We start from the raw sequence: 22,349 nt of genomic DNA on the forward strand, positions 1-22,349 counted from the left end.
GATGCGCTCAGCCCCGGCAGCCTGATGGAGACAAGTGACAGGGCGAGGTTCGGGACAGTTCCCGTGTTCACTGTGGTTCGCTCGATGAAGGAGGAGCCCGACTGTGTCCCTGCGGCATCGCCACGAGTACGCCGCAGGCTTTCCTCGTGGCCTCCCGGCCAGCTTTCGTAGACCGACCCAGGAGTTGTCAGACCACCCGAAAGGATGACCTGCATACGCACCGCTCCCGGCCCAGATCCGCCAGGTTCGAGCCGGAGGCACTTTAAGAGACGTAAGACGCCGGTTCCTCGCGTACTCCTCTCCATCACGCTTGCCGGACCCGCCCCATCTGGCAGTACTGGGCACGTCCCGGCTTTGTCAGGGCCGCTCTCACCCTCCCCGGCATCACCCGGATCAGGCTGCCCTCAGCTTCAACCCGACTGCTGCGACAGCGGGTTGGTGCAGGTCTTCCACCTCCACTCGAACCAACAGCGCCTCACGGCGCAACCAAGATCTGTGCCAGAACCCACAACTCATGAGCAGAGCCACAGGGCCCGGATTCATCCGGGCCCTGTTCGCATTCTGGGTGCTCTCGCTCAGTGGCCCCGGTCCCACGGGATCGGATACGAGACCGTCGGCGTCGGCCGGGGCCGCAGCCCGTCCCAGTCCCGGAACTTCACCGGATACACGGCCGTCGACCGGGGCCGGGGCCTCTGCTTGTTGAAGCCGTCTGCGCTGCCGCTCCCCGTGGTGCCGGCGAAGCCAACGACCACCAGGGCGATGACGGCCAGGACACTCATCTCCCGCCGCGCCCCGGCCGCCCACCGCGAGTGCGCCCGCACCCTCGTGCCGTCCGCGCGGACGTACTCCCTCACGTGCACCACTTGGTTGCTCCCCCGTCCAGACCCAGTGCGCCCCTCGCGCACGGGACCCACCAGGAAAGCAGCCACCACTGACAACACATCCAGAATTGTGGGGAGTTGCGGTTCTCAGGGACCAGATCCGGCCATGGCCTGAGCCTCCGCACCGGCGTGCTGGTCAGGGGAAGAACGCGTCATCCTCCGGGCACTCGCCCCGCGAGTGGATATCAGGGCCCTTGTAGCCGGGCAGCGCCTCCAAGATGCCCTCACGCACGGTGCGGAAATAACGCTCTACCGGTCCTTTGTCCCGCCCGTTCGCAGCCGGGCCGGCTGGATCGAGATGCCCATCCGGCGGCAGACGCTGGTCAGATGCTCCGAGACATAGACCTTGCCGTGGTGCATAGAGCGTGGCGAACTCCTCGGGCAGTAGCAGCGCGTACGACGCTGCCCGCCCCAGCCCCATGCGCTGCCTGCAGCCGGCCCCCGCCGAGGAGCGCCAGCACGTCCGCATCGTCAACGGCGGCGCCCCCGAGCCGTCGACACCCGCGACGCGCTCGCCGAGCTCCACGCGGCGATGACGCAGCCGGGCCAGCGCAGCGCCCGCGAGAGCCGAGGCCACGCCCGCATCGTCTCCGAGGCCGCCCGTGGCACCGTGGAGCTGCGCCCCGCCCACCAGGGCGACACCCCGGCCGTGCAGGAGCAGCGCCCGACCGTCCAGGAACTCACCGGCCCGGTCGACGATGCCCTCCTGGCCTACCTTGCCGAGACGTACCCGGCCGTCGCCGACGGGACCGCGATCCCCGTGCGCGCCGACATGGTCCGACCCGGCATGGACGTGATCGCCGCCGTCTGCCTCGAGGACCGCACCGTCGGCACCGTGAAGGCGTTCAACGGACCCACCCCGTGGGTCCGCCTCACCTGCACCACCCGCACCCACGCCGACAGCGTCATGGGCGACGCCCGCGTCTTCGAGCCCGGCCACCACCTGATCGTCACCGTGGACTCTCTCGCCCGCCTGTACGGCCCCGCCGACCCGAGAGCCACGGTCGCCGAGGAGCGCCCGGCCGCCGAGGCCCTCGCCGCCGACCCGATCCCCGCCGCCGCCTTTGTCCTCGAGGGCATGCCCGGCCGGCCGAACGGCGCCATGACGGAAGCCGCATCCCGCCCGCACTGAAAGGCGCACCATGACCCACAACTACCTCCCCGCAGCCAGCGCGGCCCCCAACACCGGCCCCCCGGGCCTTAGTTGCCCGCCCGGCCTCCACGCTTTCGACCACCCGCCGCTGAGCGAAGGGCGGTACTTCGCCCGCGAGGCGCAGCCCCCCGCTCCCATCGAGCACCAGGCCCAGGAGCGCCACCAGTCCCAGGTCGGTCGTCGACAGCACGCTCGGACTGTGGTGGTCGGGCATCAGCGCGTCGGCGAGGGCTATGGCCTCCTCCGAGCCCAGCCGCACGGACAGGTCGCAGGCGTGCGGGGCGCCCTCGCGGGACGAGGTCAGCGTGCGATGCCCGTCCCGGTGGGCGACCACCGACAGGCGCCGCCGCTCCAGTGTCACGAGGTCGTAGCGCACCTCGTCGACGGCACTCGGCAGCGGACCTGATCCGCCACCCGCGCCGGGGACAGCGTTGCCCGACGTGGCACCACCTGGCCGCGGCCGCCGGCTTACAGAGGGCGGGCCCTTCAGTCATCCGCAGTGCCGCAGCCGCGGGCGGTGGTCTGCAGCGTTCCAGCTTCACGGCTGCCGCCGAGCACGCGTCCGCGGAGGACCTAGATGTATTGACCCGCAGGGTTGTTGACGCGGGTGATGGGCGGGTTGCCGCCGAGTGCGGTGTGGCAGCGGTGGTGGTTGTAGGTGTGGAGGAAGTCTGGCAGGGCCGCTGTCCGCTCGTCGTTTGAGGTGTAGGGCCGCAGGTAGGCCCATTCGTCGAGCAGGGTGCGATTGAAGCGTTCGACCTTGCCGTTGGTCTGCGGCCGGTAGGCGCGGGTCAGCTTGCCCGTCGCGCCGAGGTCGGCGAGGACGGCCTTCCAGGCCAGGCCTTTGCGATAGGCCCACGCGTTGTCGGTGAGAACCCGCTCGATGCGGGTGATGCCGTGGGAGTGGAAGAACGCGGCCGCGCGGGCCAGGAAGGCCGCGCAGGTCGCGACTTTCTCGTCCCGGTGGATCTCGCTGTAGGCGAGGCGGGAGTGGTCGTCGACGGCGGAGTGGACGTAGTCGAAGCCCATGGCGGAGCGGGTGGCCCGGCCGGCCTGGCGCCCCAGGGTCTTGTGTCCGCCGCCGTCCGGTATCCGGCCGAGCTTCTTCACGTCGACGTGGATGAGTTCGCCGGGCTTCTCGCGTTCGTAGCGGCGAATGACCTGCCCGGTGGGCCGGTCGAGGAAGGACAGCCGGTTGAGGCCCTGGCGGACCAGGACGCGGTGCACGGTGGAGGCGGGCATGCCCAGGATCGGGCCGATCCTGGCCGGCCCGAGCTTGCGGCTGACGCGCAGCTCGCAGACCAGTTTCTCGAGCTCCGCAGGGGTTCGGCGCGGTGTGCTGTAGGGGCTGCTGGGGCGATCTAGCAGGCCCGGTTCGCCCTCCGCTCGCCAGCGGCGGACCCACTTGTAGGCGGTGGGACGGGAGATGCCCATTTCCGCGGCGACGTGCGCGATCGGGCGGCCGGAACAGACCCGTTCGACCAGGATCCGCCTGCCGTGCAGGGTCAGGCGGGCGTTACGGTGGGACATGAAGGCCTCCGTGCGGTGCAGACTTCGACACCTCCACCACACACGGAGGCCTTCGCCTTCTTCAAGACCCGCGCGTGTCAACAACGCTCATGCTCAATACACCTAGAGCAGGCGGAGGCGCTTCTCGCGCGCATGCGGGAGCCGAACGTGGGGGTGCCCGAGTTCAACGATCTCGGTCACCCGGTTCCACGTCCAGATGGCCCGCAGCTCCGGCAACCAGCTCACGTCCTCCGTACGCGAGTCACTGCGCCCGCTGATCCTTCGGGCGTTGCAGGGAGCCGAGGACTGGCCGGCCACGGCGGCACCGAGCTGGTGCGCGCGGGGGAGGGCGCGCAGGCGGCCGATCTCGTCGAGAAGCACATCCGTGTTCCACGGCACGCTGGTCGACGAGACGCGCGAGGCCCATGAGGAGCGCAGCGCCCACGAGGAGCGCCGGGTGAGGACGCCGGCGGCCCGCCGCCGTGGCAGAGGACCGGAGGTCGGCAGCCGAAGGGGCGGCGGGCGGCGCGTGCCGGGGCACGCCATGCACCGCCGCCCTGCTCGGGCGGCGGTGACCGCCTCCCCGACCGCGGAGGCGGCCCGGAGGTGAAGGATGGAAAAGGCCGTCGTGCGTGGGGCAGAATCTCGGGCATATGAGCCCACGGCAGTCCCGTCCCACGCACCTCGCGAACCTCGATCTCAACCTCCTGGTGACGCTGCGAGCGCTGCTGCGCGAGCGGAACGTCACCCGGGCCGCCCGGAACCTCGGCGTCACCCAGCCCGCCGTCAGCGCCGCGCTGTCCCGGCTGCGCCGGCATTTCGGGGACGAGCTGCTCGCCCGGGTGCAGGGTGCCTACGTCCTGACGCCGCTCGCCGCGCAGCTGGCCGGGCAGGTCGAGACCGTGTGCGCGGCCGCCGAGAGGCTCTTCGCGACAGGCAGGGCGTTCGACCCCGACACCACCGAGCGGGAGTTCACGCTGCTGATGGCCGACTACCAGGCGACGGTCCTCGGCCCCGCGCTGTCACGGCTGTTCGACCGCGAGGCGCCGCATGCGGCGCTCCACGTCCAGCTCATCAGGGAGACCCTGGGCAGTGGCGCGGGCGACGCGATCCGGCTCGTCGACGCCATGGTCTCCCCGCCGCTGGGCCACTTCCGCACCCCAGGTGTCCACTCGGCTCCGCTCTTCCAGGACCGGTGGGTCTGCCTGGTGTCCGCCGACCACCCGCTGTGCGGGACCGAGTCGTTCGGCATCGAGGACCTGGCACGGCTGCCGTGGGTGGTGCCCTACCACCGGGACGAGGGCTACCCGTCGGCCGCTCCGGCGACCCGGCAGCTGAGCACCCTGGGCATCCGGCCACGGATCGCCGTACGCGTGGAGAGCTACCGGGCCGTGCCCGACTTCATCTCCGGAACGCGGCGGGTGGCGCTCGTTCCGGAGCGGCTCGCCGCGCCGCTGAGGTCCGCGCACGGGCTGCGCACGCTCGCCTGCCCGGTATCGCTCGATCCGCTGGAAGAGCATCTCTGGTGGGACGCGAGCCACGACGAGGACCCGGCGCACAGCTGGCTGCGTGACCTGGTGGCCCGGGCGGCGGCCCGCCTTGGACCATAAACGGAATTGATACCTCCCAGTCGAACGCTCTATTGACCTGGGCATTCCCTCCGGCGAGACGGTCCGCCTACGGTGCGGGGCATGCAGTGAGAGCCGCGTTCGCGGCACAACCCCCTTCCACAGGAGCCCTCGATGCCCCATGCCCTGACCATGGCGCAGGTCACATCTGATCGACGGCCTGCCCATGCTCGGCGAGCATGTGGGGAGCTCCCTGATCGGCCCGTTCTTCCGGAGCGGCGGGCTTCTTCCAGGCGACCCGGCTCGCCGGCGCCGCACCCCTCGGCATGGTCTTCGCGGCCATGACCGGAACAGCCGCGCTCGGCGCGGTCGTCACCCGCGTCCCCACCGTGACCGGTACGGACCGGGACCCGCTGACCGTCATCCGAACCGGGGACCGGGGCAGCGTCCACGCCGGCCAGGGCATCGCCACGGCCCGCATTGACCCCGCACCCCGCCCCGCCCTCCCCTCAACGATGAGGAGACGTCCATGAGCGCCACACCACACCTCGTGGAACTGGCCCCGATCATCGAGCGTCAGCGAGCGAACCGCCGCTGGCTGTTGATGTACGCGGTCTGCTGTCTGATCACTTTCCTCGACGGCTTCGACTTCCAGATCCTGTCGTTCGCCGCCACCTACCTCAAGAAGGACTTCGGGCTCACCGAGACCCAGCTCGGCACCCTGGGCACGGTCGGCCTCTTCGGCACCATGATCGGTGCGCTGATCATGGGTTATCTGGCGGACCGGATGGGACGCCGTCCCACCATCATCGTGTCGGTCGCCGGATTCGGCGTCTTCATGCTCGGTTTCGCCCAGGCGGACACCTACGCACACCTGTTCGCCCTGCGCTTCATATCCGGGCTCTTCCTCGGCGGCGTACTCCCGCTGACCTGGGCCCTGGCGGCCGAGTACGCGCCGAAGCGGTTCCGGGTGACCGCCGTCTCCATCATCATGTGCGGCTACACGCTCGGCGGCGCCGCCGGCGGTCCCGTCTCCAACTGGCTGATCCCCGACTACGGCTGGCGATCGGTGTTCGTCGTCGGCGGTGTCTGCTCCCTGCTCACCGTCCTCGCGGTGCTGCCACTGCTGCCCGAGTCGGTGAAGTTCCTGGCGCTGAAGGCCCGCCCCGACAGCGACGAGCGCATCTCCCGCATCCTGAGCCGCTTCCAGCCGGGCCTGTCCATCGAGCCCGGGACCCGCTTCACCACCGAGGCCCAGGAGCAGGCGCACTCGGGCAAGCGGTTCACCCCCGCCCAGCTCTTCCGCGGCCACCTCGCCGCCATCACTCCCCTGCTGTGGGTCGTCTACCTCCTCTCCTCGGCGCTGATCTACTTCCTGGTCTTCTGGACCCCGATGATCAACGAGCGGATGGGCTTCAGCGTGAGCGCGGCCGCCACCATCGCCGCCCTGGCGAGCGTCGCGGGCGCCGTCGCGCAGCTGTTCATCAGCCGGTTCGTCGACCGCAAGGGCGCGGGCATCATCCTGTGGATGCCGCTCGCAGCCGTCGTCTGCATGGTGACGCTGGGCAGCGGAGCTCTCGCCCCGGCCGTCTACGTCGCCTTCGTCATCGGCGCCAAGATGTTCGTCAACGGCGGTCATGGCGGTATCACCAGCATCGCCGGCACCTTCTACCCGACGGCGATCCGTGCCAACGGTGCCGCCTGGGCGTCCTCGGTCGCCAAGATCGGTGCGATGGTCGGTCCCTGGCTCGGCGGTGTCATCCTCGACGCCGGTCTCGGGGCACAAGGCGCGTTCACCGTGTTCGCGGTCTGCCCGGCCGTGATGGTGGTGGTGCTGTTCGTGTTCGGCCGGGTCCAGCGTCGGCTGCCGGCCGAGGCCGAGGGAGCGATCTCCGTGGAGACACCCACGACCGGCGTGGCGCCGGTGAAGACGGCGGCCGCCTCCTGATGACGGACGCCCGCCTCAGTCACTTCGCACAGAACCACCAGCAACAACCAGGAAAGAGTCAAGCGGTGTCCACAGAGCTGCGGAGCAACCATCCGATCGGGTCTTCCCGCTGGGCGACGACCCGCACGCAGTGGAAGGCGCTGGGTTACAACGACGAGGAGATCCGTCGGCCCAAGATCGCCATCGTCAACTCCTCCTCCGGGCTGGCGCCGTGCTTCGCCCACCTCGACAAGGTCGCGGAGGCCGTCCGCCAGTCGGTGTACGACGCCGGCGGGCTGGGCTTCGAGATCCGCACCGTCGCGCCGACGGACTTCAGCATGGCCGCCGGCCGGGGCGGCGGATATGTGCTCTCGGGCCGCGACCTGGTGTCCTACGACATCGAGTCGGTGGTCGAGGGCGCGAAGCTCGACGGAATGATCTGCCTGGCGTCGTGCGACAAGACGACGCCCGGCCAGCTGATGGCGGCCGCGCGGACCGACGTCCCCACCGTGATCGTCGCCTGCGGATACCAGAGCTGCGGTGTCCTCGACAACGGTCGCCGTGTCGACATCGAGGAGGTCTTCGTCGACGCCGGCAAGCTCGCCGCGGGCGCCATCAGCTTCGACGACCTCTGCCAGATGTCCGACCGCGCCATCACCGGCCCCGGCGTCTGCCAGGGGATGGGCACCGCCAACACCATGCACATCGTCGCCGAGGCGCTCGGGATGGCGCTGCCCGGCTCCGCCCCGACCCAGGCCAACAGCGAGACGATGTGGGCGGCCGCGAAGGCCGCCGGCCCGGTCGTCATGGCGGCGATCGAGGCGGACCGGCGCCCCAGCACGGTGATGACCCCCGCCGCGTTCCGCAACGCGGTGACGGCGGTCATCGCGGTCAGCGGCTCGATCAACGCGGTCAAGCATCTGGAGGCGATCGCCGCGGAGTCGCCGTACGACATCGATGTCCACCGGCTCTTCGAGGAGATCGGGCGGGAGGTCGGGCCGATCGCGGCGGTCCAGCCCAACGGGCCCACGACGATCGACGAGTTCGACGCCGCGGGCGGCGCTCGCGGCGTGCTCCGGCAGCTCGGCGACAGGATCGACGGCTCCGCCATGACGGTCACGGGCAAGCCGATGGCCGAGGCCGTCGCCGGCGCCCCCGTCGACGCGGAGGTGATCCGCGCCGAGCCGATGCGCGCCGAGTCCACCATCGTCCTGATGCGCGGCAACCTGTGCCCCGACTCCGGCATCGTGAAGCTGTCGGTGACGGAGAACCGGGCCCGCACCTTCCGCGGCACGACGCGTGTCTTCGAAGCAGCGCCCGAGGCCACCGAGGCGATCGAGCGCGGCGAGGTGCTGCCGGGCGAGGTCCTCGTGCTGCGGGGGCTTGGCGTCACCGGAACACCGGGGATGGGGATGGCCTCCAACGTGGTCTTCGCGCTGAACGGCGCCGGCCTGAGCGAGCAGGTGGCGTTCGTGACCGACGGGCAGCTCTCGGGGCTCGTCAACAAGGGCATCGTCGTCGGCGAGATCTCGCCCGAGGCAGGCGTGCCCGGACCGCTGGGCGTCGTCCGCACCGGTGACGAGATCGCGATCGACGTCCCGAACCGGACCGTCGACCTGCTGATCGACGACGAAGAGCTGAACCGCCGCATCGAGGCGTACGCCGAAACACGCGCGCCGCAGACCTGGCCGGCGCGGCCCGGCTCCTGGCTCGGCGTGTACGCCGACGCCGTGGAGCCGCTCGACCGGGGCGCCACGCTGCGCCGGACCGCCGCCAACTGACCAACGCTCTCAAGAAAGACGAACGACACCATGCCCCACGCTCTTTCCGATCTCGTCGTCCACACGGTCACCAAGCCGGCCGACCATCCGGCCGAACGGCTCGACGCCGACATCCTCGTCGTCGGTGCCGGAATCGCCGGGCTCTCGGCGGCCATCCAGGCGCGCCGCCTCGGCCGCGACGTCGTCCTCGTCGACGCGCTCCCGGTCCTCGGCGGCCAGTGCGTCAACTCGATGATCGGGCTCTTCTGCGGGATCTACGGCAACGCGCCCGACTACCGCCAGCTGACCTACGGGATCTTCGGCGAGCTCTTCGAGGCGATGGAGAAGACCAACGACATCTACTACCGCCGTACTCACACCCAGACGGTGGTCTACGACGAGGTGGCCCTCGGCCGCTGGTTCGAGAACATCGTCCAGGAGCTCGGCATCCGGGTGGTCCTCGGCGCCTCCGTCAGCGGCGTGGGGATCGAGGGCGGCGTCATCGAGCGGGTCGACTTCGCCACCCGCTTCGGCCCCGTGAGCGTCACCGCCCGCGGTGTCGTCGACACGACCGGCGACGCTGCGCTCGCGTGGGAGGCGGGGCTGCCCTGCCAGGTCCCCGACCGTACCGTCTGGGGCTCCCAGCAGATCCGCCTGGAGGGACTCGACGAGTCCGGCAATCCGGAGCCCGCCGAGCTGGTGGCCCGGGTCGACGAGAAGGCCGGCGAGTACGGCCTCGTCCGCCGCGACGGGCTCGCGTTCTTCTTCCCGGGCCGCAACACCGCGGTGATGAACATGACCCACGTCGAGGCTCCCCTGACCGCCGTCGAGGCCACCGACGCGCAGCTGCGGGGCCGCGCCCAGGCGGACCGAGTCGTGAAGTTCCTCCGGCAAGAGTTCCCGAAGGCGTTCAAGAACGCCAAGGTCCAGGCCTACGGATTCCCGGGGCGGCGGCAGGCCCGCTGGCTCGCCGCCTCCCACCAGCTGACCCTCGACGAGGTACGGCAGGAGACGAAGTTCGACGACGCCATCGCCCGGACGGCCTGGCCAGTCGAACTGCACGACCGGGTCGAGGGCTACGTATGGGAGACCTTCGGCCCCGACCACGTCCACTACGTCCCGCTGCGCAGCATGCTCTCGCCGCAGGCGCACAACCTCGTGGCCGCGGGCCGCTGTGTCGACGGGGACGCCGCCGCCCTCTCCAGCGTCCGGGTGATGGGCCCTTGCTCGGCGATGGGCCTCGCCGCCGCGCACGCCCTCGACCTGACCCTGGGCGAGGACGTCCACCAAGTCGACCTCGGGGCGCTGCGCGACCGCGTCCGTGAGAACGTCCAGGACTGAGGAGGAGCCGATGGTCGCTCTGACCGACGAAGAGAAGGCCATGCGCGACGGCCGTGACGGCGACGCCGTCGCAGCGGCGATGGACCTGCTCATCAGGTACGCCGACGCCCTGGGCGCCGACCACCTGTGCGAGACACGCAATGTGGCGGGGACCAACACCCAGCCCTCGCCCGCCAAGACGAAGCTGTTCGAGGAGGGCGGCTGGTCGAAGGCGTTCGCGGTGATCAGCCTCGACTGCGACGACGACATCACGGTGCCGCAGATGAAGGTGCCGACCTGCCAGCTCCAGCACGGCTTCGGCAACGACGCGCTGGGGATCATGCCGTACTCCGAGCGCAACATCGAGCTGCAGGCCGACGCCGAGTCGTTCTACAGCTCCAAGGGCGTCAACGTCCTGGCCACGTGCACTCCGTACCAGGTGGGCAACCTGCCGACCTACGGCGAGCACGTCGCCTGGATGGAGTCCTCGGCGGTGGTGTACGCCAACTCGGTCCTCGGCGCGCGCACCAACTGCGAAGGGGGCGCCTCGACCGGGTCGGCGAGCATCACCGGCCGGATCCCCTGCTGGGGCAACCACCTGGTGGAGAACCGGTACGGCACCCATCTGATCGAGTCCGGGCTGCGGATGACCGGCTTCCAGGACTGGGGCATGTTCGGCTACTTCGTCGGCGACGCGGTCATGGAGGCGCGGCCGGTCATGGTCGGCGACCTCGGCCAGCCCGACCTGGCGGACCTGAAGCACTTCGGTGCGGCCGCCGCCTCCTCGGGCGGCGTCGAGATGTACCACATCCCTGGACGCACCCCCGACGCACCGACCCTGGAGGCCGCCTTCGGCGGCGCCGCCCCGCCCGAGCCGCTGCACTACGGCGAGGCGGAGCGCCGCGCGATGTACGACTCGCTCAACTCCATCGGGAACAGCGAGGACGTCGACTTCGTGCTGATCGGCTGCCCGCACGCCTCGCTCGAGCAGATCGGCCGGGTCGCGCGGGCGCTCGAGGGCCGCACCCTGTCGGCCGGGACCGAACTGTGGGTCATGACGCCGCGCGCGCTGCGTTCCGTCGCGGACCGCAACGGATGGACGGCCACCATCGAGGGCGCCGGGGGACGGGTCCTGACCGACTCCTGCCCGGCCATGTCGCGGGTGGCGCCGGCGGGCACCAAGGTGTTCGCCACGGACTCGGCCAAGCAGGCCCACTACCTGCCGGCGATCCTCGGCATCGAGGCCTGGTTCGGCACCACCGAGGAGTGCGTCGACGCCGCCGTGACCGGCCGCTGGCGCGGCTCGCTGGCCCCCGCGGCGGTGGTCCGATGACCAGCGTCGCAGAACCCCGGCGGCTTGTGCTCCGCGGCCGCGGCATCGTGCCGGGGCGCGTCGAGGGCGAGGCCCTGGTCTCCCACGAGACCATCTCCGGCTGGGGCGGCATCGATCCGGCCACCGGCACCATCGTCGAGCGCAGGCACGAGCTCTACGGCGTCTGCTTCACCGGCAAGGTGCTGGTCTTCCCGGGGGCGAAGGGCTCCTCGGGCTGGTCCGGCTTCTTCCAGTCGACCCGCCTCATGGGCACCGCACCGCTGGCGATGGTCTTCACCAACCTGACCACCAAGGCCGCCCTGGGCGCAATCGTGACCCGCGTCCCCACGGTGACCGAGCTCGACGACGACCCGGTCGCCAGGATCGCGACCGGCGACCGCGTCGAGGTCGACGCCGACAACGGGCTGGTGGTGGTGCACGGCCCGAGGCCGCGGGCAGATCATCCGCGGTGACGAGTCCGCGCCCCGCCCGCGCCTCGGGGGCCGTCACCGACTTCACCGGTGACGGCCCCCGAGGCGCGGGTGACCGGTCGGACACCCTCGGCCCAGGCCGCCCCGGCGACCTGGGCGGGGCCGTACGGTAGCCCTCATATCGCCCCGCGCCCGCCGGTACACGATCGGGCGCGCCTTGCTCCCGGCGGTCTCCCGCCAGGAGCCCGAGCATCCCGGAGCCGCCGGTGCCTGGTAAAAGCGCAGCGACGGGCGGGCGCGACGCCCGTTCCCTCAGCGTCCGCACACTCGACGTGCTGGGCGCTTTCGGCGCCGCCCGCCCGCGGCTCACCCTCTCCGAGCTGTCCCGGGCGAGCGGCCTCTCCCTCACGACCACCCACCGCATCGTCACCGACCTCATCGAGTGGGGCGCGCTGGAAGAGGCCGACGGCGGCTACCAGATCGGACTCCGGCTCTGGGAGGCGGCGTGCGCGGCGCCCCGCGGGCTCGCCCTGCGGGAGACCGCGCTGCCCGCGATGGAGGACCTCTACGAGGCGACCCACGAGAACGTGCAGCTGGCCGTGCGCGAGGGTCACGAGGTCGTCTACGTGGAGCGCATCACCGGCCGTGGCGCGATCCGGGTCCTCACCAAGGTCGGCGGGCGCTTCGCCCTGCCGGCCACCGGCGTCGGACTCGTCCTGCTGGCACACGCTCCTCGGGAGGTCCAGGAGCGGGTGCTGGCCGAGCCGTTGCGGCACTGGACGCCGTACACCGTCACCGACCCCGCGGTGCTCCGCAAGATGCTCGCCGAAGTGCGTGGCGCCGGGTCGGCCCTCAGCGACCGTCAGGTGACCGAGGACGCGTTGTCGGTCGCCTGCCCCGTACGTGGCGCGGGCGGCGAGGTGGTGGCGGCGCTCTCCGTCGTGGTCCGCTCCGACGGCCCCCTCACCCCGACGGCGCTGACCCCCGCGGTACAGGCGGCGAGCCGCAGCATCTCCCGCGCCCTGGGCTGGGAACCGACCCGGCCGACCCGTGGCCGGCGTCTGCTGGACGCGGGCTGAGGTCCGTGGGCGTGGGCTGAGGGTCCGTCGGGCGCGAGGTCAACCACCCGGGACGGAAAGTCCCAGGCTTGCACAACGGGCGCCACTGGCTGTGGTGCTGCGTTTGCGTCCTGTCCCACGCCCGGTGTTCGGGGGCGGGTCCGGGGCGGTTGACTGCGCCCCGCATCGCCACAACTCTTCCGCACGGTGGCGGATGTTGCGGGAGCCGTTCCAGTCCGCGTGTGCAACGACACCGCAGGACCGGCATACGAAACGGCCCTGACTGGCCCGGTTCGCCTTGTCGATGTGCCCGCATTGTGCGCAGGTGCGGGAGGTGTACGCCGGATCGACGTGCACCACCGGCACCCCCGCTCTGCGGGCCTTGTACGCGATGAAATCTGCGAGCTGGGCAAATGCCCAGGAGGAGTGGGTGGCCCGTTGGGGCTTGCGAAGCCGTACCCGCGCGCGGATGCCTGTGAGGACTTCCAGGGCGATTCCGCGTCCGGTGCGTTCTGCCTCGGCCACCACATGTTTCGCGATCTTGTGGTTGATGTCCCGCGCCCGCCGCGCCTCCTTACGACGCCGATTCTTCAGGCGCCGTTTGACGGACGGGGTGTTCTTACGCTGGAGTTTCGTACGCAGGGTGCGCTCGCGCAGACGCCCGCGATTCAGCCGGCGTCCGGCCATGATCTGACCGTCCGAGGTGGTCGCGATGTTCACGATCCCCAGATCGACCCCGAGAAACTCCGTGACGCCGGTGGTGAGTTCGGCCTCGGGAACCTCGCAGGTGGCGGTCAGGAACCACATACCGTCGCGGAACAGCAGATCGGACTCGCCCTTGCGGCACAGAGCCAGGCGGGCCAAATGCTCGGGGGCGGCGGTGAACGCCACCTCTTTGATCCGACCGGACAGGGTCCAGATCGACACCGTGCGCTGCGTGTACTGCCAGGACAGCATTCGGTCGTCATAGGGCTGGGCGCCCTCCGGGCGGAAGGCGATCGGCTTTTCGGTGGCCCGCCGGTAGCGCTTGGAGGAGGGTTTACCGAGGTTTCCTGCCGTCAGGTTCGCCTTGAGCGTCGTGTACGCGTCGCAGGTCTTCTTGATGACGTGCTGGGCGGCCTGAGCTCCGAGCCTCCACCGGTCTTTGACGGCCGTGTAGGTGTGCTCGCGCAGGGCGAAGTTGCTTTTCACATCTCTTTCGAACGCCACGGACGACACCCAGGTCGCGGCCTCGTTGCAGGCACGCAGGGTCTCCTCAAGTGCCGCCGCCTGCACCGGCGTCGGCAGGAGTTTCACCTGCACGGTCAGCTTCACGACCGTGACGTTACCTGCCGCTCGACGTACCGGCATTCGAACAGGGCACATTCCTCACCGGGCACTCGGCCCGGTTTCTTGCGGGCGCTCCGCGCCCGTGCCGCGGCGATACGGAGCATCGCCGTTACCGGATGCGATTCCTCCCGGGGGTGAACCCCTGGGTTCCTCGCAAGAGCACGCTGAAATTCCTTTCCTTCCGTACATCGGAAGTGCCCTGGGCCGCAGAGGGCCGCGTCAGTCAACGTGAGGCAACCCGGTCGTCGCACCGGACCCCGGACGGGGTTCGGCCGGGCGAGAGACACACAAGGAGACACCGATGCCCAGTTGGCCTGTGAACCAGTGGTACGTCGCCGCCTACAGTGAAGAGATCGGCGACGGCCTGCTCGGACGCACGATCTGCGGAGAGCCGCTCGTCTTCTACCGGACCGGCGAGGGCGAGGTCGTCGCGCTGGCCGACCGGTGCGTGCACCGCCGGTACCCGCTGTCGCTCAGCCACCTCAAGGACGACCAGATCGTCTGCGGCTACCACGGCTTCACCTACGACAAGACCGGCGCCTGCGTCGCCGCACCGGCCCAGAAGCGGATCCCGCGCACGGCCCGCGTCCCCGCCTGGACGGTCCGCGAGCAGGACTCGCTGGTGTGGGTCTGGATCGGTGACCAGGAGCTGGCCGACGAGGCGCTGATCCCGCGGGCGCCGTGGCTGGACTCGCCGGACTACACGGTCGTCCGCGGCATGGAGCCGCTCAAGGCGCGCTACAGCCTGCTGGTCGACAACCTGATGGACCTCTCCCACGAGACCTACCTCCACGGCGGCTACATCGGCACGCCGGAGGTCGCCGAGACGCCGATCACGACCGAGGTCGACGAGGACGCCAACGTCGTCTACGTGAGCCGCCACATGGACGACGCCGAGTGCCCGCCGTTCTACTCCAAGTCCACGGGCATCGATGGCCGGATCACCCGCTGGCAGGACGTCGAGTACCACGCGCCGTGCCTCTACCTGCTGCACAGCCGTATCGCCCCGGCCGGCGTCCTGCCGCCGGAGGAGGGCCCGGACGACAAGGCCTTCCACGTCGAGGTGACCTACGGGATCACCCCGTCGACCGAGCACGAGACCCTGGACTTCTGGATGGTCTCGCGTGACTTCGCGCTCGACGACGAGGAGGTCACCGCGTTCCTCGCGACCAACAACCACACGGTGGTCATGCAGGACGTCGTCGCGCTCGACCTGCTCGAAAAGGTCGTCGAGGGCGAGAAGGAGAACTACCAGGAGCTGTCGATCAACATCGACACCGGCGCCCTGGCCGCCCGCCGGATCCTCACCAAGCTGGTCGCCCAGGGCGAGGAGAGGACGGCCGCGGCGAAGGCGGTGACCGCGCCATGAGCAGCCCCAACCAGGCCGCCCCCGTGCGCGCGGACCTGCCGGCGCCCACCCAGATGCTCAAGGGGCGGACCGTCTACCGGGTGGTGTGGAAGCTCAACACCGACGTGCTCGTCGGCTACTGCTGGTGCGGCACCGCCCACGAGGACACCGACCCCATCGCCCTGTGGGAGTGGCTCCTGGCGCACCCGGACACGCACGGCGGCGGCCGGACCGACTCCGCCGTACCCGACCCCGAGCCGGAGCTGGTGGACGCGTGAACACTGAGATCGAGCTGGAGCTGGTCGTCGCGGCCGCCACGGAGCCGGCCGCGGACGTCCGGCTACTCGAACTGCGCAGCCCCGACGGGGCCGAGCTGCCTGCCTGGTCCGCCGGGGCCCACATCGACCTGCTGCTCGACGACGGGCTGGTGCGGCAGTACTCGCTGTGCGGCGATCCGGACGACCGCAGCAGCTGGCAGGTCGCCGTGCTGCGCGAGCCGGAAAGCCGCGGCGGTTCGGCGCACGTCCACGACAAGCTCGGCGTGGGCGATCCGATCAAGGCACGCGGTCCGCGCAACAACTTCGAGCTGGAGCCGGCGGCGGCATACGTCTTCGTGGCGGGCGGCATCGGCATCACGCCGATCCTCCCGATGCTCGCCTCGGCCGACGCAGCCGGTGCCGACTGGCGGCTCTACTACGGTGGCCGCACCCGGGGCTCGATGGCCTTCGTGGACGACGTTGTGGCGCGCCACGGCGACCGCGTCGTCGTCCGCCCGCAGGACGAGACCGGACTCCTCGACCTGGCCGGGATCGTCGCAGGCCGTCCGGACGGCGCGCCGATCTACTGCTGCGGGCCGGCGCCGCTCCTCGACGCCCTGGAGTGCGTGTGCACGCCCCTGCCGTCCGGCACGCTGCGCACCGAACGGTTCACGGCGCTCGAGGCCGACTCGGACGCCGTCTTTGAGGGTTTCGAGGTCGAGCTGACCGACTCCGGACAGGTTCTACAGGTGCCTGCCGACAAAACGATCCTCGACGTGATGGAGGAGGCCGGCATCGAGGTCCTCTCCTCCTGCCGGGAAGGCACCTGCGGCACCTGCGAGACCGGCGTCCTGTCGGGCACGATCGACCACCGCGACGTCCTGCTGACGCCCGACGAGCGAGCGGCCAACGATGTGATGTTCGTCTGCGTCTCCCGGGCCGCCCCCGGCTGCTCGAGGCTGGCCCTCGAACGCTGACGGCGGTCACCGCAGCCACGGAACGACGAAGGTCCCGCCGGATTCCGGCCGGGACCTTCCGCCACGCGCAGCGAGGAGCAGGCCACCCGCTGAACCCGCCCCGGAAGCCGCCCTTGCCGCGTTCATCAACCTGCGCGTCCTGCATCCCGTACGGCTGGCGGCCGAGGGCGCACACGTCTTCATCACCGGACGGCGCAAGACCGAACTCGATGTGGCCGTCGAAGCGATCGGTTCAGCGGCGGCCACCGCGGTGGTCGGCGACATCTCGGACCTGGCCGACCTGGACCACGTCTACGAGGCGGTCCGCAACCGGGGCCAGGGCCTGGACGTGCTGTTCGTGAACGCCTCCGTCGCCGAGTTCGCGACACTTGAGCAGGTCACCGAAGAGCACTTCGACACCCACTTCCGAATCAACGTCCGGGGCACACTGTTCACCGTTCAGAAGGCACTGCCTCTGCTCAACGACGGCGCCTCGGTGATCTTGAACGGCTCCACCAACGTGGATTCCGGCAATGAGACGATGGGCGTGTACTCGGCGACCAAGGGAGCCACCCGTTCGTTCGCCCGGACCTGGGCCAACGAACTCAAGGGACGCGGCATCCGGGTCAACGCCGTCACTCCGGGCCCGATCGACACCCCTGGGCTGTCGGGGCTCGCCCCGGACGAGGAGCAGGCCGCCGCCTTCAGGCAGCAACTGGCGGCGCAGGTGCCGCTGGGCCGGATCGGGCGGCCGGAGGAGGTCGCTGCCGCGGTGGCGTTCCTCGCCTCTGAGCAGAGCAGCTTCATCACCGGCTCGAGCCTGTACGTCGACGGCGGCCTCAACCAGATCTGAGTCTTATGCCGCACATCCGGCGAGGACGGCGGCGCCAAACCGACCTGGCTCGAGCCTGCGTCGAGCATCCATGGCCTGGCGCCGGGCAGGGGCGGAGCGCTGCCCTCGCGGATGAGTGACTTCGACAGCTTGGCACCGGCGCCGGTGAGCACCAGTCAACACCCGAGGGCGCGGGACCAACGCTCCTGGATCACAGCCAGCTTCTGCTCAAGTTCCGCATCCATCATCCGGTTCGTGAGGGTCGAACAAGCAGCAGCCCGTCTCGCGTGCCGTGAGGCCGACGGTCCGTAGCCACGAGGACGGGGCGGAGCGCAGGGAGAGGTCGACCAGCATCTGCGTGCGGGCGGCGCCAATGAGGGCGTCGTCGCTGTCTGCGAGGCGATCCTCGGGCGTGCTGGGGCAGGTGGGGTGGTGCTGCCGGCGACTGGTAGCGGGTGCTGGATCGGGTGCTCGTCCGATGCGGACGGGTAACCCTGGGCAAGATCGCTGGCTGGCGCCCTCACACCTTCTCGAAGACCATGCGAACGACGGTGAAGCGGCCCTCGCGCAGGAACCTGAGCGCGGTCTTCTGCTCCCTGATGATGTCTGACACCGCGCTTTCGCCGATGAGTTCCGCTCCGCGTACGTGGTTGGCCTCTGCCCTTTCCAACCAGCTGCGTACCGTGGCGACGCCGTCGTCAGGGTCGCTGCGCGCCTCCACGATGCTGAACAAGCCACGGCTGGCTTCGATCAGTTCGTCCAAGGTCGGAAGAAAGCACTCGGGATACACCTTTCGCGACGCGTGAAGGCCCTCGCGTACGTTCTTGATGCCGCCGAGGATGTCCTTGAGGCCGAGGCGTTCACGGACGCCACTCCGATGCGGGTCCAGTTGCTGGGGAGGCAGGACCAGGGAGGCGAGCCATCCGCGCTCATTCCAGGCGTTGACCTGTACGGAAAGGCGTCCGGCCGGCCGCAGCCAGGAATGGCAGTGCTGGAAAAACTCCCGGTATCGGGCGACGCGCTTCGCTCGCCACATAGTGTTTCCCGCGCAGTGCTCCATTACCTCGATCGCGATGATGGCGTCGTAAGGTCTGTCCGGTTCGTGATCGAACCAGTTCTCGGCCCGGACCTCGCAGCCCGGCCAGTGCTGGTCACGGGCCCAGGCGGCCTGGCCGGGACTCATCGTGATCCCTACGGCGTGCTTGACATGATGATTCTTCACCAGTCGGTGCAGGAGACTGCCGTATCCGCAGCCGATGTCGAGCACATGGTCCGCGCCGTCGGTGTGCGCTGCCTCGGCGTGGTAGTCGAGCTTTCGGATCTGAGCCGAGTCTAGTGTGTCGCCCTCCTCCCACATGCCGTAGGAAAAGACGAGCTCGGGGCCCAGCGTCAGCCGGTAGAAGTCACCCAAGAAATCGTATTGATGAAGAATCGCCTTCGACGATGTCCCCTTGTAGGCCGACCTCTTCTTCGATTCGTGTCCCACAGTGCCCACCAGTTCATTTCGGCGACGAAGGCCAGTCGGCCAGCCCAGACCATGGCTCCAGATAACTCCGTTCGAGGGCAGAACCTTCGGCTACACACCGGCCACGGTCTGCAGCCCGCTCGATCGGCGGCGGACCTGCCCCTGAGCGAGGGTTCGCCGCTCGGCTCTTCCGTCCACGCCGTGCAACCTGGCACACCCTGAGGTCCCAAGTCGTCCGGCTCGAGGACGGCGAAGACGGTCTGTCAGCGCGGACCATCAAGCGCCGGCTCGCGAGCATCTCCGGGCAGTTCGGCTACCTGATGACCCGCGACGCCCTCGCCATCGACCGCAACCCGGTGCCAACGGGACTGGCCAACCGCCGCCGCAGCGCCACCCGCGGGACACCTCCGTTGCGCACACCCCTCACCCTCCCGCGCGTCCTCGGATCGAACGAGGTCGAGGCAGCCCTCAGCGCGCTGAACACCGCACGGACAGGGCGATGATCCCGGCGATGCTGCCGGGCGGACTGCGTCGCTGCTGGGCAGGGCGAACGTCTTCCCAGGCATCGATGAGCTCACCGACGGCGGGGTCGACCGGCTTGGAGAACGCTGCCGTCGTCTTGTTCTTCCACCTGGACGCCATGAACCACGCCCGCTCCACGGTGTGTGGGTCGACGGATACGGCGGCGCCCGGGACGACGAGGTCGCCAAGCAGGTACGTAACCACCGAGATGCTCAAACGCCCCGACATCGCGAGGGAGACGATGCAGGACGACACCGCCCGCTTCCTGGTCAACCGGGCCCAGTTCGGCAACTAGTCGGCCAGCCGGGTTCGCGCACGCAACCGTACCGCTAGCCCTCGCCTCGCCAGCACCTGGCGGTGACCTAAGCGAAGCGACTACGCGGGGCCCGGCACGCGCTCACGATGGTTGAGTTGAGTGCCTCGCCTTTCGCCGACGAGAAAGTCGGCCCGTAAGTCTGTGCCGCAAGCGGCCCCCGCCCTGGACTTAAGGTGCTGGCGAACGGCCTCGTCCACAACCTCCCGGTCAAGGGCTCGTTGAGCTCTCCGAACGTCCAGCCCGTGATCGGAAGGTGTCATCGTGACCAGTGCTATCTCAGTGGAAGACCGCTGCATCGACGCCTTCAACGAGCTCAAAACCAGCCGGCACATCACCACCGTGCTGTACCGGCTCAACGACAAGCTGGACACCCTCATCCTGGACTTCGAGGGGAATCTGACCCACGACGAGCTCCTCAAGGCTCTGCCGTCCGATCCACGCCTCGTGGCCTATGAGCTGTGCTTCGCCGACCGGGACGGCCGTCGCAGAGAGGCCATTGTCCTGATCTCCTGGTCGCCCCAAAGCGTCAGTCCCGAGCAGGGGGCAGCGCACACCGCGGTGTACGTCGCCCTCAGAAATCAGCTTGATGGCGTCGACCTCTTCGTCGAGGCCATGAGCCAGACCGACCTGGAGTACAACCGGCTCGTACGCGCCGCCCGGACGTAGCCCGGCTCTAGGAGGCTCAACTTGTGCCTGGTGAGCCGATCTTCGCGGCGCTGGCTGTCCGCTGGAGCGAGGAGCTGCGTGTCGCCCCGGGACAGGCGGACCGGGAATGAGACAAGCTGGCAGGCAGCTGCTCGAGGTCTTTTGACATAGACCAGCGCGGCGCGGCGGCCTCCGTCCCCGTCTCCGCACCCGCTTTACCGGCCGGCAGCCTCGACGACCTGCCCGGACTAACGAGGCTGCTGGTCAGGCCGGTCGCGAGACCGCTGCTGATGTGCGGGGGCACGCTGTGTGATTGCTCTTGTCCGGCCCCGCCATTGCCCACGACGATTACAGCGGGGTCGGCCGTTGGGACCCCACTCAGTTCACGCCGCCCGATCACCTCATCACGGTCCCGGCCACAGCCGGCTTCCTCACGAACGCGTATGCAGCTGTTGTGGATGCGACGGGAGACGTGCATATGTGAGATGCCGAACTTCTCCGCAATCCGGCTCTGCGTCATGTCCTCGAAGAACCGCATGTGCAGGATGGAGCGCTCACGCTCCGGAAGTTGCTCCATTCCGGTCCTGGCCGCTTCGCGGTCGATGACGATGTCGTAGGCGCCACGGGTGTGCCGAGCGCGTGGACGAGGCTGTACTCATCGTCGCCGGAGGGGATAAGTCCCGCGTCGAGGGACAGGCGCTGAAGCCGTCGATCGCCTTGAGGCCCGTCGTGTACCTCATCGTCGGTCAGGACAAGGGCGAAAGCCTTGAGGACTTTCGCCAGGTCGCGGCCATGGGGCTGCTCAAGGCCGTACAGAACTACGACCCGCAGCACGGTCGGTTCGAGCCTTACGCCGTTCCGGCCATCAGGGGCGAGTTGTGCCGGCACTTCCGCGTCCATATGTGGGATGTCCACGTCCCCCGGCGCGTGCAGGACCTGCGCAACAAGGTCCGCCTCGCCCGCCGCGACCTCGCCCAGCAGCCCGGAGCCGGCTCGGAACCCAGCTGTGGCTGCCATCGCCACCCACAGCGGCCTCAGCGAGGACGAGGTCCGCGACAGCCTCAAGGCGATTGACGGCTTCAGCGCTCTGTCCCTCGATGCGAGCCTGCTGTTCTCTGACGAGTTCAGCCTCGGCGAGCCTCTCGGCGCACCCGAAGCTGCGTACGAGGTCATCACCGACCGGGAAGCCGCCAAGGCCGCCCTCAAGCACCTCCCCGAACGCGAACGCACCATTCTCCACCTGCAGTTCTTCGAAGACATGACGCAGAGCCAGATCGCGGAACACTTCGGGATCTCACAGATGCACGTCTCCCGCCTCATCCACACCAGCTGCCAGCGCGTACGCGACGAAGCCACCCGCGGCGAGCAGCTGGGCGAGGACGCACAGGCGCCTGAACGCTGAGCCCCGAATCTTGGGGTGCGCCCGCGTGTTCTCACGCCGTCGGGTTGCGTCTCCAACGGCGGAGGGCCCGGCCCGGCTTTCGCCGAACCGGGCCGGGCCACCTCTTCTTCGTACGCCGCTGCGATCGACAGGTAAAGGAGCCACGGCACAGGCGGCGCCGGGTCATCCGGTTACCCCTGAACCGAAGCCGACAGGGCCGCTACTTGTAGGTCGGACTTCTGGCGAGAACATGGCGGGGACGTACGCGTCGCCCGGAGGCGCCTCACGGCCTCAGACCTGCGTGTCGACCTGGCGTGCCGGGCGGGACGGCTCGGCACGGACCTGGCGCGAGGATCGCACGCGAAGTGCCGACTGTCCG

23 protein-coding genes and 5 pseudogenes are annotated in these 22,349 nt (G+C 69.6%); 20 read left to right on the top strand and 8 right to left on the bottom strand.

Features of this window, described 5'->3' with window-relative positions; all coding sequences use genetic code 11:
• Positions 1–575: 575 nt before the first annotated feature.
• Complete coding sequence (locus tag CG723_RS31270) at positions 576–863, bottom strand: hypothetical protein (RefSeq protein ID WP_100596884.1); 288 nt, start codon at positions 861–863, stop codon at positions 576–578.
• A 160-nt stretch (positions 864–1,023) separates the two neighbouring features.
• Positions 1,024–1,235: pseudogene (locus tag CG723_RS48025) on the bottom strand (transposase); the annotation flags it as partial.
• A gap of 11 nt (positions 1,236–1,246) precedes the next feature.
• Between CG723_RS48025 and CG723_RS46505 the strand changes: the two are divergent.
• Both CG723_RS46505 and CG723_RS31280 read left to right on the top strand, forming a co-directional pair.
• Entirely contained in the window at positions 1,247–1,417 is a 171-nt protein-coding gene (locus tag CG723_RS46505; RefSeq protein ID WP_159032595.1) for a hypothetical protein, read from the top strand.
• Positions 1,414–2,013, top strand: coding sequence for a hypothetical protein (locus tag CG723_RS31280; protein WP_100596885.1), 600 nt, complete (start codon positions 1,414–1,416; stop codon positions 2,011–2,013). Before CG723_RS46505 ends, CG723_RS31280 begins: the two co-directional genes overlap by 4 nt.
• A gap of 178 nt (positions 2,014–2,191) precedes the next feature.
• Here CG723_RS31280 and CG723_RS48030 read toward each other — a convergent pair.
• Positions 2,192–2,431, bottom strand: a pseudogene (locus CG723_RS48030) (potassium transporter TrkA); the annotation flags it as partial.
• 176 nt (positions 2,432–2,607) lie between these two features.
• A complete protein-coding gene (locus CG723_RS31290; RefSeq protein WP_100596886.1) occupies positions 2,608–3,564 on the bottom strand; it encodes an IS481 family transposase in 957 nt (318 codons plus the stop codon).
• 102 nt (positions 3,565–3,666) lie between these two features.
• On the opposite strand from CG723_RS31290, the pseudogene CG723_RS48035 reads away from it, so the two are divergent.
• Both CG723_RS48035 and CG723_RS31300 read left to right on the top strand, forming a co-directional pair.
• Positions 3,667–3,958 (top strand): annotated as a pseudogene (locus CG723_RS48035) (FCD domain-containing protein); the annotation flags it as partial.
• Between the two features lie 238 nt (positions 3,959–4,196).
• Positions 4,197–5,153, top strand: a complete 957-nt coding sequence (locus tag CG723_RS31300; protein ID WP_100596887.1) for a LysR family transcriptional regulator — start codon at positions 4,197–4,199, stop codon at positions 5,151–5,153.
• 160 nt (positions 5,154–5,313) lie between these two features.
• On the opposite strand, the gene CG723_RS46510 is transcribed toward CG723_RS31300, so the two are convergent.
• The gene (locus CG723_RS46510) at positions 5,314–5,454 is read right to left on the bottom strand and encodes a hypothetical protein (RefSeq protein WP_159032596.1); all 141 of its coding nucleotides are present in this window, start codon (positions 5,452–5,454) and stop codon (positions 5,314–5,316) included.
• On the opposite strand from CG723_RS46510, the gene CG723_RS45930 reads away from it, so the two are divergent.
• The 8 genes from CG723_RS45930 (at position 5,453) to CG723_RS31335 (ending at position 12,940) form a co-directional block, all read left to right on the top strand.
• Positions 5,453–5,644, top strand: coding sequence for a hypothetical protein (locus CG723_RS45930; protein WP_159032597.1), 192 nt, complete (start codon positions 5,453–5,455; stop codon positions 5,642–5,644). The genes CG723_RS46510 and CG723_RS45930 overlap by 2 nt on opposite strands.
• The gene (locus CG723_RS31310) at positions 5,641–7,059 is read left to right on the top strand and encodes an MFS transporter (protein ID WP_100596889.1); all 1,419 of its coding nucleotides are present in this window, start codon (positions 5,641–5,643) and stop codon (positions 7,057–7,059) included. The genes CG723_RS45930 and CG723_RS31310 overlap by 4 nt, the downstream gene beginning before the upstream one ends.
• Positions 7,060–7,124: 65 nt before the next feature.
• Positions 7,125–8,819, top strand: coding sequence for a dihydroxy-acid dehydratase domain-containing protein (locus tag CG723_RS31315; RefSeq protein WP_199841960.1), 1,695 nt, complete (start codon positions 7,125–7,127; stop codon positions 8,817–8,819).
• Between the two features lie 30 nt (positions 8,820–8,849).
• Complete coding sequence (locus CG723_RS31320) at positions 8,850–10,139, top strand: FAD-dependent oxidoreductase (RefSeq protein ID WP_100596891.1); 1,290 nt, start codon at positions 8,850–8,852, stop codon at positions 10,137–10,139.
• 10 nt (positions 10,140–10,149) lie between these two features.
• Positions 10,150–11,451, top strand: a complete 1,302-nt coding sequence (locus tag CG723_RS31325; protein WP_100596892.1) for an aconitase X — start codon at positions 10,150–10,152, stop codon at positions 11,449–11,451.
• Complete coding sequence (locus CG723_RS31330; RefSeq protein ID WP_100596893.1) at positions 11,448–11,903, top strand: aconitase X swivel domain-containing protein; 456 nt, start codon at positions 11,448–11,450, stop codon at positions 11,901–11,903. The genes CG723_RS31325 and CG723_RS31330 overlap by 4 nt, the downstream gene beginning before the upstream one ends.
• On the top strand, positions 11,900–12,034 hold the full coding sequence (locus CG723_RS48745; protein ID WP_267893745.1) for a hypothetical protein: 135 nt from the start codon (positions 11,900–11,902) through the stop codon (positions 12,032–12,034). Before CG723_RS31330 ends, CG723_RS48745 begins: the two co-directional genes overlap by 4 nt.
• A 93-nt stretch (positions 12,035–12,127) precedes the next feature.
• Positions 12,128–12,940, top strand: coding sequence for an IclR family transcriptional regulator (locus CG723_RS31335; protein WP_234374623.1), 813 nt, complete (start codon positions 12,128–12,130; stop codon positions 12,938–12,940).
• A gap of 39 nt (positions 12,941–12,979) precedes the next feature.
• On the opposite strand, the gene CG723_RS31340 is transcribed toward CG723_RS31335, so the two are convergent.
• Positions 12,980–14,233 carry an RNA-guided endonuclease InsQ/TnpB family protein gene (locus tag CG723_RS31340; protein WP_100596895.1) on the bottom strand — a complete coding sequence of 418 codons (1,254 nt, stop codon included), beginning with the start codon at positions 14,231–14,233 and terminating at the stop codon, positions 12,980–12,982.
• Between the two features lie 316 nt (positions 14,234–14,549).
• Between CG723_RS31340 and CG723_RS31345 the strand changes: the two genes are divergently transcribed.
• The 4 genes and pseudogenes from CG723_RS31345 to CG723_RS31360 form a co-directional block, all read left to right on the top strand.
• Positions 14,550–15,617, top strand: a complete 1,068-nt coding sequence (locus tag CG723_RS31345) for an aromatic ring-hydroxylating dioxygenase subunit alpha (protein ID WP_100596896.1) — start codon at positions 14,550–14,552, stop codon at positions 15,615–15,617.
• A complete protein-coding gene (locus CG723_RS31350) occupies positions 15,614–15,874 on the top strand; it encodes a hypothetical protein (RefSeq protein ID WP_324905509.1) in 261 nt (86 codons plus the stop codon). The genes CG723_RS31345 and CG723_RS31350 overlap by 4 nt, the downstream gene beginning before the upstream one ends.
• The gene (locus CG723_RS31355; RefSeq protein WP_100596897.1) at positions 15,871–16,830 is read left to right on the top strand and encodes a PDR/VanB family oxidoreductase; all 960 of its coding nucleotides are present in this window, start codon (positions 15,871–15,873) and stop codon (positions 16,828–16,830) included. Before CG723_RS31350 ends, CG723_RS31355 begins: the two co-directional genes overlap by 4 nt.
• 148 nt (positions 16,831–16,978) lie before the next feature.
• Positions 16,979–17,662, top strand: a pseudogene (locus tag CG723_RS31360) (SDR family oxidoreductase); the annotation flags it as partial.
• Positions 17,663–18,161: 499 nt separating this feature from the next.
• Here CG723_RS31360 and CG723_RS31365 read toward each other — a convergent pair.
• The gene (locus tag CG723_RS31365) at positions 18,162–19,127 is read right to left on the bottom strand and encodes a class I SAM-dependent methyltransferase (RefSeq protein ID WP_100596899.1); all 966 of its coding nucleotides are present in this window, start codon (positions 19,125–19,127) and stop codon (positions 18,162–18,164) included.
• 299 nt (positions 19,128–19,426) lie between these two features.
• Here CG723_RS31365 and CG723_RS48040 point away from each other — a divergent pair, with 299 nt between their 5' ends.
• From CG723_RS48040 to CG723_RS31375, 3 genes are all read left to right on the top strand, one after another.
• The gene (locus CG723_RS48040) at positions 19,427–19,609 is read left to right on the top strand and encodes a hypothetical protein (protein WP_234374624.1); all 183 of its coding nucleotides are present in this window, start codon (positions 19,427–19,429) and stop codon (positions 19,607–19,609) included.
• Positions 19,610–19,674: 65 nt separating this feature from the next.
• Positions 19,675–19,923, top strand: coding sequence for a DUF6192 family protein (locus tag CG723_RS47065; protein WP_199841979.1), 249 nt, complete (start codon positions 19,675–19,677; stop codon positions 19,921–19,923).
• 282 nt (positions 19,924–20,205) lie between these two features.
• On the top strand, positions 20,206–20,610 hold the full coding sequence (locus tag CG723_RS31375) for a hypothetical protein (protein WP_159032598.1): 405 nt from the start codon (positions 20,206–20,208) through the stop codon (positions 20,608–20,610).
• A gap of 16 nt (positions 20,611–20,626) precedes the next feature.
• Here CG723_RS31375 and CG723_RS49330 read toward each other — a convergent pair whose 3' ends face one another.
• Positions 20,627–21,166 (bottom strand): sigma factor-like helix-turn-helix DNA-binding protein, encoded by a 540-nt coding sequence (locus CG723_RS49330; protein ID WP_442802608.1) that lies wholly within the window; start codon positions 21,164–21,166, stop codon positions 20,627–20,629.
• Positions 21,167–21,228: 62 nt separating this feature from the next.
• Between CG723_RS49330 and CG723_RS48050 the strand changes: the two are divergent.
• A pseudogene (locus tag CG723_RS48050) lies at positions 21,229–21,991 on the top strand (sigma-70 family RNA polymerase sigma factor).
• The last annotated feature ends 358 nt before the right edge of the window (positions 21,992–22,349 follow it).

It is taken from the genome of Streptomyces sp. CB01635, from assembly GCF_002803065.1.
Lineage (GTDB): Bacteria > Actinomycetota > Actinomycetes > Streptomycetales > Streptomycetaceae > Streptomyces.